Source organism: Microbacterium sp. NPDC008134, from assembly GCF_042957055.1.
Classification (GTDB): Bacteria; Actinomycetota; Actinomycetes; order Actinomycetales; family Microbacteriaceae; genus Microbacterium.
In genome coordinates this window covers 479,339-493,559 of record NZ_JBIBHO010000002.1, presented here as the reverse complement: position 1 = coordinate 493,559, position 14,221 = coordinate 479,339, and the positions used below count along the sequence as shown (strand labels likewise).

Sequence of the window (14,221 nt, the reverse complement as noted above, 5' to 3'; positions counted from 1 at the left end):
CCGCTCACAGCCGCGCCGCGTACCCTGGGAAGGTGCAGAAGAAGCGTGGCCGGCGCGTCCTGAAGTGGACGCTGTGGAGCATCCTGATCCTCGTCGTCCTCGGAGCCGGCGGCATCGTCGCCTGGAGCCAGATCGGGGTGATGGGCGCGGAGAAGGCGCCGCTCGCCGCCGTGCGCGAGAACCCCGCGATCACCGTCGACGACGCCGAGCAGGGCATCGTGCTCTCCCCCGCCGACGGCGATTCCGAGATCGGTCTCGTCTTCGTGCCCGGCGCGAAGGTCGACCCCTGGGCCTACGCCGCGATCCTGCAGGGCGTCGCCGAGGAGGGCGTCACGGTCGTGATCACGCGACCCTGGCTGAACCTCGCGTTCTTCGATCCTCGCCCCCTCGACTCCTTCACCTCCGCCGCCCCCGACGTCGAGATGTGGGCCGTCGGCGGGCACTCCCTCGGCGGCGTGCGGGCCTGCCAGCTGGCGGCGGATGCCGATGCCCTCGTGCTCTTCGGCTCGTACTGCGCGAACGATCTCTCGGACAGCGATCTTCCGGTGCTCAGCCTCGCCGGTTCCGAGGACGGGCTCTCAACGCCGACCAAGATCGCGGATGCGCGCGACAACCTGCCCGCCGATGCCGACCTGGTCGAGATCGACGGCGCCTCGCACGCCTCGTTCGGCGACTACGGCCCCCAGGCCGGAGACGGCACGCCGTCGATCTCCGATGACGAGATGCACGCGACGGTCACCGACCTCCTCGGCACGTTCCTCTCCGAGGACGCCCTGGCTGCCGCGGGCTGACCGATCGCGTCAGCCGATCCGCGAGATCAGCGACTCGAGGCCCATGCCGTAGTCGATGCGCACGACCGGGAGCGCCAGCTTGTCGGTGCCGATCTCGACGTAGCCCGGCTCGATCGTGCGGGCCATCTCGAAGCCGGCCTGCGTCACGCCCTGCTTCGCCGTGTCGTTGTAGTGACCGAACGGGTAGGCGATGACCTCGCGCACGCCGAGCACGTCACCGGAGGTGGTGAGGTCGGCGGCGATCTCGTCGGCGGTCCAGTTCTCCATCCGCCCGCGACCGTTGGCACCGGCCTGGTGCATGTCGTGCGTGTGCGAGCGCCGCAGCACGTACGGAGAGGGCGGCGGATCCTGCCGGTACGCCGTGATCATGAACGATGTCGAGAGCAGCTCGTACTTGTCGACGACCGGAACGGCGAGGTCGAACCAGGTCTGGTCGGCATCGTCGTCGGTGATGATGACCGACCGCGCGGGCAGCGACAGCCGGCCGTCGATGAACGCGCTCAGCTCATCCCACGTGGGCAGGTAGAACCCGGTCGTCGCGATGTGGTTCATGTGGGCGTCGAAGTCGCCGATGTAGGCGTAGTTGCCCCGTAGCCACCCGGACTCCCCCTCGGGGTTCGCGGTGAACTGGTGGTACATCAGGATCGGCACCTGCACATCGGCCGCAGCGTTCTCCTCCGGAGTCGTCCACGCGCCGAACAGCTCGACCTCGGCATCCGTGCACACGACCTTCTCCGCACCGTTGACGCGAGCCGCGACGTTCTGCGCCGCCGCGTCCTCGGCGGTGGCGTACCACCCCGCGAAGACGCGCCCGTCCCGCGTCGGGATCGGCAGGTACTGGTACAGCGTGCCCTGCGACTGCACCTGCATGTCGAGCGCGATGTCCTCGCCCGCGAACGACACGGCGCAGCCGTTCGGATCGCCGGAATCGGCGACGAGCTGCTGCGCCTCGGTCAACGGGCGCTCGATCGGCGTCGCCTCGACGCGCGGGATCGCGTCGGGTTCACGCGTCATCCACGCGAACGCTGCGGCGGTACCGCCCGCCACGACCACCACGGCGACGATCGCACCGATCCAGATCCCCCGGCGTCGGCGCCGTGCCCGTGAACGGCTCCCCCGAGTCGCCATGGTCAGGCGTCGAAGCCGTCGGCGATCATCTCCACGAGCTCCTCGCGCTCCTCGACCGGGAGGAAGGTCGCGGCAGCGGCGTTGAACTGGAAGGTCTCGAGATCATCGAGGTCGTACTCGAACGCCTCGACGAGCAGGGCGAGCTCCCGGGTGAGAGAGGTCGCGCTCATCGTGCGGTTGTCGACGTTCACGGTGACGGCGAACCCGAGCTGGTAGAGCAGATCGAACGGGTGGTCGGCGAGCTCCGACCCCCAGGCCGCGACCGCACCGGTCTGCAGGTTCGACGACGGCGACAGCTCGAGCGGGATCTCGCGGTCGCGCACCCAGCGCGCCACCTCACCGAACTGCACCTGCACCTCGTCGCCCTCGCGCGTGATGACCTCGAGGTCCTCGGCGATGCGCACGCCGTGGCCGAGGCGCAGCGCGCGTCCGTCGAGCAGGGCCGAGCGGATGGAGTCGAGCCCCGCCGCCTCACCGGCGTGCACCGTCACGGGGAAGAAGTTGTCGGCGAGGTAGTCGAAGGCCTCACGGTAGTTCGACGACGGGAAGCCGTCCTCGGGGCCGGCGGTGTCGAACCCGACCACGCCGCGTCCACGGAAATCGACCGCGAGCTCGGCGATCTCGCGGGCACGGTCGTGCTGGCGCATCGCCGAGAGCAGTTGCCCCACGCGGATGCTGTGGCCTGCGGCATCCGCGGCGTCCTCACCCTCCTCGATGCCCTGCTGCACGGCCTCGACGACCTGCTCGAGGCTGAGCCCGCCCGCCAGGTGCTGTTCGGGCGCCCAGCGCACCTCGCCGTAGATCACGCCGTCCTTCGCGAGGTCCTGCACGAACTCGCGGGCGACGCGCGTCAGCGCCTCCGGAGTCTGCATGACGGCGATCGTGAGATCGAAGGTCTTCAGGTACTCGACCAGCGAGCCCGAATCGCTCTGCTTCGCGAACCAGCGGCCGAGCGAGCGCGCGTCGTTCTGCGGCAGCGCGATGCCCGCGGCATCCGCCAGTTCGACGATCGTCGCCGGACGCAGCGCGCCGTCGAGATGGTCGTGCAACGACACCTTCGGCAGGCTGCGCAGGGAGATCCCCTGGACCTTGACGTCGCCGTTCATATCGATCGCCATGGGGATCCTCCAGTCGCAGAAAAGGGTGGCGGCGGTGACCGCCGTGTTCAGGGTAGCGGGCCGGAGGTCAGGCCGTGATGCGTTCGCGGACGATCGGTCCGCGCTCGGGAGCCTCCGAGCCGATCTGCCACGCTCCCTCGAGCGCCTCGATCGCCCGCGGGAAGCGCGCCTCGTCGGCGGCCGACAGTGTGAACAGCGGCTGTCCGGCGAAGACGCGGTCGCCCGGCTTCGCGTGCAGGTCGATCCCCGCCTCGAAGATCACGGGGTCCTCCGCGCGTGCGCGACCGGCGCCGAGGCGCCAGGCCGCGACGCCGAAGGGCAGGGCGTCCATGCGGCTGACCACGCCGTCGGTGGGCGCCGTGACGACATGGGTCTCGCGGGCGACGGGGAGCGCGGCATCCGGGTCGCCGTCCTGGGCGCGGATCATCGCCTTCCACTGGTCCATCGCGCGACCGTCGTCGAGCGCGGCTTCGACATCGGCATCCGGCTGACCGGCCAGAGCCAGCATCTCCTGGGCGAGCGCGATCGTGAGTTCGCGCACGTCGGCGGGGCCGCCGCCGGCGAGGATCTCGACCGACTCGCGCACCTCGTTGGCGTTGCCGATCGCGAAGCCGAGCGGCACGTTCATGTCGGTGAGCAGGGCGGTCGTCGCGACCCCCGAATCCGTGCCGAGCGCGACCATCGTGCGGGCGAGTTCGCGGGCACGATCGATGTCCTGCATGAAGGCTCCCGACCCGAACTTCACGTCGAGCACGAGGGCATCGGTGCCCTCCGCGATCTTCTTCGACATGATGCTCGACGCGATCAGCGGGATCGCCTCCACCGTTCCGGTGACATCGCGCAGCGCGTAGAGCTTCTTGTCGGCGGGAGCGAGACCGGAGCCGGCCGCGCAGATGACGGCGCCCACGTCGCCCTGCATCTGGGCGAACATCTCCTCGTTGCTGAGCGCAGCGCGCCAGCCGGGGATCGACTCGAGCTTGTCGAGCGTGCCCCCCGTGTGGCCGAGGCCGCGGCCGCTGAGCTGCGGCACGGCGACGCCGAACACGGCGACCAGCGGGGCCAGCGGCAGCGTGATCTTGTCACCCACACCGCCCGTGGAGTGCTTGTCGACCGTCTTCTTGCCGAGGGAGGCGAAGCTCATCCGCTCCCCCGACGCGATCATCGCGTCGGTGAGCACCCGGATCTCGTCGCGCTCCATGCCGCGCTGGAAGATCGCCATCGCGAACGAGGCCATCTGCGCGTCCGAGACGTAGCCGCGCGTGTACGCGTCGACCATCCAGCGCAGCGCCGGCTCGGGGACGACGCCGCCATCGCGCTTCGCGCGGATGACGTCGACCGCGTCGTAGGGCTCTACCGTGCTCATCGTGCGTCCTCCAGGTCGCGGGGGCCGAACGCATCCGGCAGTATTTCGTCGATCGTGCGGATGCCGGAGACGGTCTCGAGCAGCATCCCGGGCATGGCGTGCTCGAACAGCAACTGGCGGCAGCGTCCGCACGGCATGATCGTCTGCCCGTCGTTGTTCACGCACACGAAGGCGACGAGCTGGCCACCGCCCGACATGTGCAGATCGCCGACGAGCGCGCACTCGGCGCACAGCGTCACGCCGTAGGACGCGTTCTCGACGTTGCAGCCGGCGACGATCCGCCCGTCGCCCACCAGTGCCGCAGCCCCCACGCGGTAGCGCGAGTACGGGGCGTAGGCCTTCTCCATGGCGGACGTGGCGACCTGGCGCAGCTCGTCCCAGTCGATGTCTGTCATGTCACTCCTAGGACTTGATGTACGGTTCGCCGTCGGCCGCGGGAGCCCGCGACTTCCCGACGAGGCCGGCGACGGCGAAGATCGTCACGACGTACGGCAGCATGAGCATGAACTGGCTCGGCACCGGCGATCCGATGACGCTGAGCACACCCTGCAGGTTGGTGGCGAAGCCGAAGAGCAGCGCCGCGAGGGTGGCCTTGATCGGATCCCACTTACCGAAGATCACCGCCGCGAGGGCGATGAATCCCGCGCCCGCCGTCATCTCCTGGTTGAAGCGCGGCACCGAGACGAGCGTGTAGAACGCACCGCCCATACCGGCGACGGCACCCGCGAGCAGGATCGCCCGGTAGCGGGTCGCGAGCACCTTGATGCCGACGGTGTCGGCCGCCTGCGGGTGCTCGCCGACGGCGCGCAGACGCAGGCCCCAACGGGTGCGGTAGAGGCCGAACCAGACGAGCGCGACGACGATGTACATCAGGTAGACGATGAACGACTGCCGGAACAGGATCGGGCCGATGATCGGGATCTCGCTCAGCACGGGGATCGACACGGTGTCGAAGGTGGCCGGGCTGTTGAGGGTCTCGGTGTTCGGGGCCAGGACCACGCGGAAGAGGAACGTCGTCAGACCGATCACGAGCACGTTGAGCACGACACCGACGATGACCTGGTCGACGTAGTACGTGATCGTGAAGACGCCGAGTACGAGCGAGACGAGCATGCCCGCGCCCATCGCGGCGACCAGCCCCGCCCACGGCGAACCGGTGAGCGACGAGGCGATCGCGGCGGAGAACGCACCTGCGAGCAGCTGCGCCTCGATCGCGATGTTCACGACACCGGCTCGCTCGCCGATCACGCCGCCCAGGGCGCCGAAGATCAGCGGCGTGGCCAGGGCCAGCGCTCCGCCGAGCAGGCTGATCATGCGCAGCGTCTCACCGGCGGCGGCCCAGGCGAGGAAGCCCAGGAGGAGAGCGGCGACGTAGACGATCACGAGCCACAGCGGGATGCTGCGCCGTGCGGACGCCCGCACGAACGCGAACACGGTGACCGCGGCGAGCACCACGACGGCGATCCACGCGGTCGCGTTCGCGGGCAGGATCACATCCGGGATCGCGAAGAACGCGTCACCCGAGGCCAGACGGAACGTCGTCTCACCGTCGCGCGGTGCCAGCAGCGGCAGCAGGGCGAACAGGACCGTGAAGATCCCGAAGATGATCGGCGCCTTCCACGAGGCGACGGCGACGGCGCGCGGTTCCTCGATCGCGACGGCGGCATTCGTGACGGCGCTCATGCCGACACCTCCTGCTTCTGCGACTTCTTGGCCGCTCGGGTCTTCTTGCGTGAGGGACGCCCGGGCTGCGGGAGACCGAACATCGCGCGCACCAGCGGAGGCGCGGCGATGAAGAGCACGATCAGCGACTGCACGACGAGCACGATCTCGATCGGGATGCCCTGCGAGGACTGCATCGTGAAGCCACCGGTCTTGAACGCGCCGAACAGGAGGCCGGCTCCGAGGATGCCGATCGGCGAAGAGCGCCCGAGCAGCGCGACCGTGATGGCGTCGAAACCGATGCCGGCATCGATCGACCCGCCGAAGCCGCTCGTCTCGGTACCGAGGATCTGGCTGATGCCCGCGATGCCCACCAGCGCACCGGCGATCAGCATCACGACGAAGTACATCTTGCCCACGTTGATGCCGGCCACCTTCGCCGCCGCGGGGTTCTCCCCCACGGCCCGGAAGCGGAAGCCGAGCGACGAACGCTCGAGCAGCCACCAGGTGAAGGCGACGGCGGCGAGGGCGACGACGAAGCCCCAGTGCAGCTTGTACGTGTCGCCGAGAAGCAGCGGGAGCACCGCCGAGTCGGGCATCGGGGCCGTCTTCGGGTTGCTGGACCCTGGTGCCTGCAGGATTCCCTGCGTCGCGAGCATCCAGGCCAGCAGGTAGAAGGCGATGTGGTTGAGCATGATCGTCGTGATCACCTCGTGCGCACCCGTGCGCGCCTTGAGGAATCCGGCGATACCCGCCCAGAGGGCCGCGGCGGCCATACCGGCGATGACCGCGGCGATCAGGTGCAGCGGGAACGGCATGTCGATCTGCGTCGCGACGTATCCGCCGGCCGCGGCTGCCATGAGCATCTGCCCCTGGCCACCGATGTTGAACAGGCCGGCGCGGAAGGCGAGGCCGACGCCGAGTCCAGCCGCGATCAGCGGCGTCGCGAACTTGAGCGTCTCGGTCAGCGGACGGATGCCGGTGGCGAAGTCGTCGGCGTTGAAGTTGTAGATCGCGCCACGGAACAGCGCGGCGTACGCGCCGCTGACGGCCTGCCAGACGGCGGCGATCATGTCACCGGGGCGGGCGAAGAAGTACCCCGCCGTCTCCTGGACCTCTTCGTTCGTGGCCGCGATCATGATCGAGCCGACGACGACGGCGATCAGGACGGCGAGCACCGAGATGATCGCGTTCCCCGAGACGATCTGCTGGAACGCGACGCGCCAGCGCGAGGGGGCGACGACGGTCTCCGGCTCGGCGAGCGGTCCCTTGGTCTCTGCGACGCTCATGCGTTCTCTCCGTTCATGCCCGCCATCATCAGACCGAGCTGATCGCGGGGGGTGTCGCCGGGCACGATGCCGACGACGCGGCCGCGGTACATGACGAGGATCCGGTCGGCGAGGGCGGCGACCTCGTCGAGCTCGGTCGAGATCACGATCACCGGAACACCGGCATCGCGCGTGTCGATGATGCGCTTGTGGATGAACTCGATCGATCCGACGTCGACGCCACGGGTCGGCTGCGCGGCGACGAACAGCGCGAGATCGCGGCTGAGTTCGCGGGCGAGCACGACCTTCTGCTGGTTTCCCCCCGAGAGACGACCGGCGGCCTGCGTCGGGCCCTGCGTGCGGATGTCGAACTCGGCGATCTTCGCGCGGGCGAACTCGTCGAGGGCACCACGGCGCACCGTACCGGCCGAGACGAACTCCCCACCGAAGGAGCGGTCGAGCATGAGGTTCTCCGAGATCGAGAACTCCTTGACGAGACCGTCGACGCTGCGGTCCTCGGGGACGAAGCCGACACCGGCGTCGAGGATCTGCCGCACGGTGCGACCCACGAGTTCCTCGCCGTCGAGGCGGATGCTGCCGCGCACGTGATCCTGCAGGCCGAGGATCGCCTCGGTGAGTTCGGTCTGGCCGTTGCCCTGCACTCCGGCGATCGCGAGGACCTCTCCCCCGCGCACCTCGAAGCTCGCATCGTCGACGAGGACGATGCCGGAGCGGTCGGTGACGGTGAGGCCCTGCACGCTCAGTCCGTTGTCGTGCAGCGTCGGCGCATCCTTCTGCACCGTGAGCTCGACCGCGCGACCGACCATGAGCGAGGCGAGCTCCTCGTTCGACGCCGTGGGCGACGCCTCGCCGACGACCTTGCCGAGGCGGATCACGGTGATGCGGTCGGCGACCTCGCGGACCTCACGGAGCTTGTGGGTGATGAAGACGATCGAGGTGCCCTGCGCTTTGAGCTGGCGCATCGTCGCCATCAGCTCGTCGGTCTCCTGGGGCGTGAGCACGGCGGTCGGCTCGTCGAACACGAGCACCTTCGCCTCGCGCGAGAGGGCCTTGATGATCTCGACGCGCTGCTGCACGCCGACGGGGAGGTCTTCGACGAGCGCGTCGGGGTCGACCGCGAATCCGAACCGGTCCGAGATCTCGCGCACCTTCGCGCGAGCGGCCGCGAGGTCGAGACGACCTCCGAATCGGGTCTGCTCATGGCCGAGCATGACGTTCTCGGCGACGGTGAAGACGGGGATGAGCATGAAGTGCTGGTGCACCATGCCGATGCCGGCCGCCATGGCGTCGCCGGGTCCGTCGAAGTGCTGGACGACGTCGTCCAGCAGGATGTCGCCCTCGTCGGCCTGGTACAGGCCGTAGAGAACGTTCATCAGCGTCGACTTCCCGGCGCCGTTCTCACCGAGAAGGCAGTGGATCTCACCCTCTTCGACGGTGAGATCGATGTGGTCGTTGGCTGTCAGCGCCCCGAATCTCTTCGTGATGCCGCGCAGTTCAAGCTTCATGTATTCGATCCTATTCAGCAGACCGGAGCGTCGGGAATGCCTCCCGACAGGACGGAACGGGGAGGCCGACGAGCGTCGGCCTCCCCGTTCTCAGTGAATCACTCGCTCAGGTAGGAGTTGACGGTGACGGTGCCGTCGACGATGTCCTGCTGCAGCTGGGCGACCTCGTCCTGCAGGGCCGAGTCGACCTTGTCGGCGAAGTTGTGGAGGTCGGCGATGCCGACGCCCTCGTTCTCCAGGGTGCCGATGTAGGTCTCGGGGTCGAACTCACCCTTGCCGCTGGCGAGCACGGCCTCGTAGGTCGAGAGGTCCATGGCCTTGAGGACCGAGGTGAGGACGACATCCGCCGTGCTCGGGTCGGTCTCGAACAGGTCGGCGTCGGCGCCGATCAGCGCGACGTCCTTACCGGACTCCTTGATGGCCTGCTGAGCCGACTGGTAGATCGGTCCGCCGACGGGGAAGATGACGTCGACGTCCTGGTCGAGGACGTTGACCGCGACCTGCTTGGCGTCCTGGTTGGCCTCGAAGCCGCCCGTGAACGAACCGGTCTTGCCGTCCCAGCCCACGACCTGGACGTCGGTGCCCTTGACCTCGTTGTAGTGGTCGACGCCCTGCTTGAAGCCGTCCATGAAGATCGTGACGGTCGGGAACTCCATACCGCCGAAGGTGCCGACCTTGCCGGTCTTCGAGTAGCCGGCCGACAGGTAGCCAGCGAGGAACGCGGCCTGTGCGGTGTCGTAGAGGAGCGGCTTGATGTTGTCCGCGTCCTTGGTTCCGTCGAGATCGTTGTCGGCGGCGTCGTCGACGAGGATGAAGTCGACGTCCTCGTTGGCCGTGGCGGCCTCGACGGTCGCAGCCGAGAGGGCGAAGCCGACGGCGACGATCGCGTTGCAGCCCTCGTCGACGAGGTTGGTGATGTTGGGGCCGTACTCGGTCTCGGCGTTGGACTGGACGTCCTTCAGGTCGACGCCGAGCTCATCGGCGGCCTTCGTGGCACCCTCGAACGAAAGCTGGTTGAACGACTTGTCGTCGAAGCCGCCCATGTCGGAGACGATGCAGGGCAGGAAGTCGGGGGTGTCGCCACCCGCGTCGCCGCCCGACTCGGCCGGTGCCTGGCCGCAACCGGCGAGAGCGAAGATGACGCTCGCGGCGACGGTCGCGCCGAGAAGCTTCTTGGTGGTGGAGATGGTCAACTCAGTGCCTCCCTGAACGGAACCGCGTCCCTCGCGGATCGATCAAAGTTACCTACTGTTTCAGCGTTTGCGTATACCGGCGCCCCTCGCTCCGGTGAATCTTTACAAACTCGAAACCTGGAGCGCCGATGAGCACGAACCGGTGCTCATCAGAGCACATCGCCCCGTCCCGTGACTTTGAGCGACTCCACGACACCCTTCACCCGCTGCGCGTTCTCGACCGTCGTGACCAGCAGCGCATCGGGGGTGTCGACCACCACGATGTCCTGCACGCCGACGAGGCTGATCACCCGCGAGGTCTGGCTGACGAGGATTCCGCTCGCGGCATCCGAGAGCACCCGGGCATGCGGTCCGAGCACCGCGAGGTCGTTCTTGCGACCGTTGGTGATGAGCTTCGTGAGCGAGGCGAAGTCCCCCACGTCGTCCCAGTCGAAGTGCCCGGGCACCACGGCAAGGCGACCGCGGCGCGCGGCCGGCTCTGCGACCGCATAGTCGATGGCGATCTTCTTCAGGCGCGGCCAGATCCGGTCGACCGCGGGACCGCGCGTCTCGCGGTCGTCCCAGGCCCCGGCCAGCTCCTGAAGCCCGGCGTGCAACTCGGGCTCGTTCGCCGCGAGCTCGTCGAGCAGCACACTCGCCTTCGCGATGAACATGCCCGCGTTCCAGAGGTACCCGCGGTCGGCGAGGTAGCTCTTGGCGGTCTCGAGGTCGGGCTTCTCGACGAAGGTGTCGACGAGCGCCGCCTCGCGCGCACCGTCGACCACGAGCTCGGAACCCATCTTGATGTAGCCGAAACCGACGGCCGGCTCCGTGGGCGAGATGCCGATCGTGCAGATGTACCCCTCGCGGGCGACCTCCACGGCATCCCGAACCGCGAACTCGAAGACGCGCGTTCCGCGGATCACGTGGTCGGCGCTGAACGAGCCGATGATCACATCGGGGTCGCGCCGGTGAAGGATCGCGGCGGCGAGGCCGATCGCCGCCGCGGACTCCCGCGGCTCGGACTCGAGGAAGACGTTGAGGTCGGCGATCCCCGGCAACTGCTCCTCGACCGCGGCGCGGTGCGCACGCCCCGTGACCACCGCGATGCGGTCGGGACCGGCGAGCGGAACGAGCCGGTCCCAGGTGTCGCGCAGCAGGGAGTGGCCGGACCCGGTGAGGTCGTGCAGGAACTTCGGCGCGTCCGCGCGCGACAGCGGCCACAGCCGGCTGCCGATTCCGCCGGCGGGGATCACGGCGTAGAAGTCTTGGATTGGTTCCGTCATCCCGCCAGGGTATCCCGGTGGCATCCGAGACTCCGGGTGTCCCTCAAGAACTCCTCAAGGTCCGCCGGAGTTAGGTTCCCCTTCGTCGCCCCTCCGCCCACGACGGGAATAGGATGGACCCCGATCGGGCGTGCCTGTCGGCATGCGACCGACGCACATCGATCCAGGGAGGACGACCGTGTCCACGAGCGCTCGCTTGACACCGTCGATTTCGGAAACCACGTCCAAGACCCCCCGCGGCACCCTCTATCGGGGTCGCGAAGGCATGTGGTCGTGGGTGCTTCACCGCATCACCGGAGTCGCCATCTTCTTCTTCCTATTGGTGCACGTGCTCGACACGGCGCTGATCAGGGTCTCGCCAGAGGCGTACAACGCCGTCATCGGCACGTACAAGAACCCGATCATGGCCATCGGTGAGGTCGTGCTGGTCGCGGGCATCGTGTTCCACGCGATGAACGGCCTGCGCATCATCGCCGTCGACTTCTGGTCGAAGGGTGCCAAGTACCAGCGCCAGCTCTTCTGGGGCGTGCTGCTGGTGTGGGGCATCATCATGGCCGGCTTCGTGCCGCGGCACCTCATGCTCGCCTTCGCCGGATTCACGGGAGGTGGACACTGATGTCCGCTCAGACCATCGCAGCCCCGGCGCGTCGTCGCCGCGGATTCAACCTCGAGAAGTGGGGCTGGATCTTCATGCGCGCCTCGGGCGTCGTGCTCGTCGTGCTGATCTTCGGCCACCTCTTCATCAACCTCATGGTCGGCGAGGGCATCCACGCCCTGGACTTCGCGTTCATCGCCGGCAAGTTCGCGACCCCGTTCTGGCAGTGGTGGGACGTGCTGATGCTGTGGCTCGCACTGATCCACGGCGCGAACGGCATGCGCACGATCGTGAACGACTACGTCACGAACAACACCGCCCGCAAGGCGCTGATCTGGGCGCTCGGCCTCGCCGCCGGTCTCCTGATCCTGCTCGGCACCCTCGTCGTGTTCACGTTCGACCCCTGCTTGGGCGTGACCGAGTCGAGCACGCTGTGGGATTCGTGCCAGTCGCTGGGCAACTAAAGAAGAAGGCATACGAGAAGTGACTACCGAGACGCAGGATTCCGTCGTCCGTGACGGCGTGCACTACCACCAGTTCGACATCGTCATCGTGGGCGCCGGTGGCGCCGGAATGCGCGCGGCGATCGAGGCGGGCCCCGGTGCGAAGACCGCGGTGATCTCGAAGCTGTACCCGACCCGCTCGCACACGGGCGCGGCGCAGGGCGGCATGGCCGCGGCGCTCGCCAACGTCGAGGAGGACTCCTGGGAGTGGCACACCTTCGACACGGTCAAGGGCGGCGACTACCTCGTCGACCAGGACGCGGCGGAGATCCTCGCGAAGGAGGCCATCGACGCGGTCATCGACCTCGAGAACATGGGTCTCCCCTTCAACCGCACCCCCGAGGGCAAGATCGACCAGCGCCGCTTCGGCGGTCACACGGCCGAGCACGGCAAGTCGCCGGTGCGTCGCGCCTGCTACGCGGCCGACCGCACCGGGCACATGATCCTGCAGACGCTGTTCCAGAACTGCGTCAAGCTCGGCATCAACTTCTTCAATGAGTTCTACGTGCTCGATCTGCTGACGGTGAAGGATGCCGACGGTAAGACGCAGGTCTCCGGCGTCGTCGCCTACGACCTGTCCACGGGTGAGCTCCACGTCTTCCAGGCGAAGGCCGTGATCTTCGCCACGGGCGGGTTCGGCAAGATCTTCAAGACCACCTCCAACGCGCATACCCTCACGGGCGACGGAGTCGGGATCGTCTGGCGCAAGGGCCTCCCCCTCGAGGATCTCGAGTTCTTCCAGTTCCACCCGACCGGTCTCGCCGGCCTCGGCATCCTTCTCACCGAGGGTGCCCGCGGTGAGGGTGCGATCCTGCGGAACGCCTCGGGCGAGCGCTTCATGGAGCGCTACGCCCCGACCATCAAGGACCTCGCTCCCCGCGACATCGTCGCGCGCTGCATGGTGCAGGAGGTCGCGGAGGGCCGCGGTGCCGGTCCGCACAAGGACTACGTGCTGCTGGACTGCACGCATCTGGGTGCCGAGGTCCTCGAGACCAAGCTCCCCGACATCACCGAGTTCGCCCGCACCTACCTGGGCGTCGACCCGGTCGTCGAGCCGGTGCCCGTGATGCCGACCGCGCACTACGCGATGGGCGGCATCCCCACGAACAACAACGGCGAGGTGCTCGCCGACAACGACACGGTCGTTCCCGGCCTCTACGCCGCGGGCGAGTGCGCGTGCGTCTCGGTGCACGGCGCCAACCGCCTCGGAACCAACTCGCTGCTCGACATCAACGTCTTCGGCAAGCGCTCGGGCCGCAACGCGGTCGAGTACGTCAAGACCGCCGAGTTCGTGCCGCTCCCCGAGAACCCGGCCGGGTTCGTGTCGGACATGCTCGAGGGGCTGCGCAACAACCAGGGCACCGAGCGCATCGCCGTGCTGCGCAAGACGCTGCAGGACGAGATGGACAAGGGCGCGCAGGTGTTCCGTACGCACGAGTCGCTGCAGCACGTGCTGGGCGTCATCGCCGAGCTCCGTGAGCGCTACAAGAACGTGCACGTCGACGACAAGGGTCACCGCTTCAACACCGACCTCCTCGAGGCCGTCGAGCTGGGCTTCCTGCTCGACATCGCCGAGGTCGTCGTGTACGCCGCGCAGAACCGCGAGGAGAGCCGCGGCGGCCACATGCGCGACGACTTCCCGAAGCGCGACGACGAGAACTACATGCAGCACACGATGGCGTACCTCACCGGTGACGCGCACTCGTCCGACCCGGGCGACCACATCAAGCTCGACTGGAAGCCCGTCGTCTTCACCAAGAACGAGCAGGGCGAGTTGAACTACCCGCCGATGGAGAGGAAGTACTGAGC

The 14,221-nt window shown here is 68.1% G+C and carries 13 protein-coding genes; 4 read left to right on the top strand and 9 right to left on the bottom strand.

Annotated elements, in window-relative coordinates:
• The first annotated feature begins 32 nt into the window (after positions 1-32).
• Positions 33-791: an alpha/beta hydrolase gene (locus tag ACFY9N_RS13105; protein ID WP_391479124.1), complete on the top strand. Its 759-nt coding sequence runs from the start codon at positions 33-35 to the stop codon at positions 789-791.
• A 9-nt stretch (positions 792-800) separates the two neighbouring features.
• Here ACFY9N_RS13105 and ACFY9N_RS13100 read toward each other — a convergent pair whose 3' ends face one another.
• The 9 genes from ACFY9N_RS13100 to ACFY9N_RS13060 all read right to left on the bottom strand — a co-directional run bounded on the left by ACFY9N_RS13100 (position 801) and on the right by ACFY9N_RS13060 (position 11,314).
• Positions 801-1,919 carry a polysaccharide deacetylase family protein gene (locus ACFY9N_RS13100; RefSeq protein ID WP_391479122.1) on the bottom strand — a complete coding sequence of 373 codons (1,119 nt, stop codon included), beginning with the start codon at positions 1,917-1,919 and terminating at the stop codon, positions 801-803.
• A 2-nt stretch (positions 1,920-1,921) separates the two neighbouring features.
• Entirely contained in the window at positions 1,922-3,037 is a 1,116-nt protein-coding gene (locus ACFY9N_RS13095) for an adenosine deaminase (RefSeq protein WP_391479121.1), read from the bottom strand.
• A 67-nt stretch (positions 3,038-3,104) separates the two neighbouring features.
• Complete coding sequence (locus ACFY9N_RS13090; RefSeq protein ID WP_391479119.1) at positions 3,105-4,400, bottom strand: thymidine phosphorylase; 1,296 nt, start codon at positions 4,398-4,400, stop codon at positions 3,105-3,107.
• Positions 4,397-4,795 (bottom strand): cytidine deaminase, encoded by a 399-nt coding sequence (locus ACFY9N_RS13085; RefSeq protein WP_391479117.1) that lies wholly within the window; start codon positions 4,793-4,795, stop codon positions 4,397-4,399. Before ACFY9N_RS13085 ends, ACFY9N_RS13090 begins: the two co-directional genes overlap by 4 nt.
• Before the next feature lie 7 nt (positions 4,796-4,802).
• Positions 4,803-6,083 (bottom strand): ABC transporter permease, encoded by a 1,281-nt coding sequence (locus ACFY9N_RS13080; RefSeq protein ID WP_391479116.1) that lies wholly within the window; start codon positions 6,081-6,083, stop codon positions 4,803-4,805.
• Positions 6,080-7,351 (bottom strand): ABC transporter permease, encoded by a 1,272-nt coding sequence (locus ACFY9N_RS13075; RefSeq protein ID WP_391479114.1) that lies wholly within the window; start codon positions 7,349-7,351, stop codon positions 6,080-6,082. Before ACFY9N_RS13075 ends, ACFY9N_RS13080 begins: the two co-directional genes overlap by 4 nt.
• The gene (locus ACFY9N_RS13070; protein WP_391479112.1) at positions 7,348-8,856 is read right to left on the bottom strand and encodes an ABC transporter ATP-binding protein; all 1,509 of its coding nucleotides are present in this window, start codon (positions 8,854-8,856) and stop codon (positions 7,348-7,350) included. The genes ACFY9N_RS13075 and ACFY9N_RS13070 overlap by 4 nt, the downstream gene beginning before the upstream one ends.
• A gap of 98 nt (positions 8,857-8,954) precedes the next feature.
• The gene (locus tag ACFY9N_RS13065; protein WP_391479111.1) at positions 8,955-10,049 is read right to left on the bottom strand and encodes a BMP family protein; all 1,095 of its coding nucleotides are present in this window, start codon (positions 10,047-10,049) and stop codon (positions 8,955-8,957) included.
• Positions 10,050-10,198: 149 nt separating this feature from the next.
• Positions 10,199-11,314: a mannose-1-phosphate guanylyltransferase gene (locus tag ACFY9N_RS13060; protein WP_391479109.1), complete on the bottom strand. Its 1,116-nt coding sequence runs from the start codon at positions 11,312-11,314 to the stop codon at positions 10,199-10,201.
• 178 nt (positions 11,315-11,492) lie between these two features.
• Between ACFY9N_RS13060 and sdhC the strand changes: the two genes are divergently transcribed.
• From sdhC to sdhA, 3 genes are read left to right on the top strand one after another with little or no spacing between them, the layout of a single operon-like run.
• Complete coding sequence (sdhC, locus tag ACFY9N_RS13055) at positions 11,493-11,930, top strand: succinate dehydrogenase, cytochrome b556 subunit (protein WP_247624837.1); 438 nt, start codon at positions 11,493-11,495, stop codon at positions 11,928-11,930.
• Entirely contained in the window at positions 11,930-12,373 is a 444-nt protein-coding gene (locus ACFY9N_RS13050) for a succinate dehydrogenase hydrophobic membrane anchor subunit (protein ID WP_391479108.1), read from the top strand. The genes sdhC and ACFY9N_RS13050 overlap by 1 nt, the downstream gene beginning before the upstream one ends.
• A 19-nt stretch (positions 12,374-12,392) precedes the next feature.
• Positions 12,393-14,219 (top strand): succinate dehydrogenase flavoprotein subunit, encoded by a 1,827-nt coding sequence (gene sdhA / locus ACFY9N_RS13045; RefSeq protein WP_391479107.1) that lies wholly within the window; start codon positions 12,393-12,395, stop codon positions 14,217-14,219.
• Positions 14,220-14,221 lie beyond the last annotated feature (2 nt).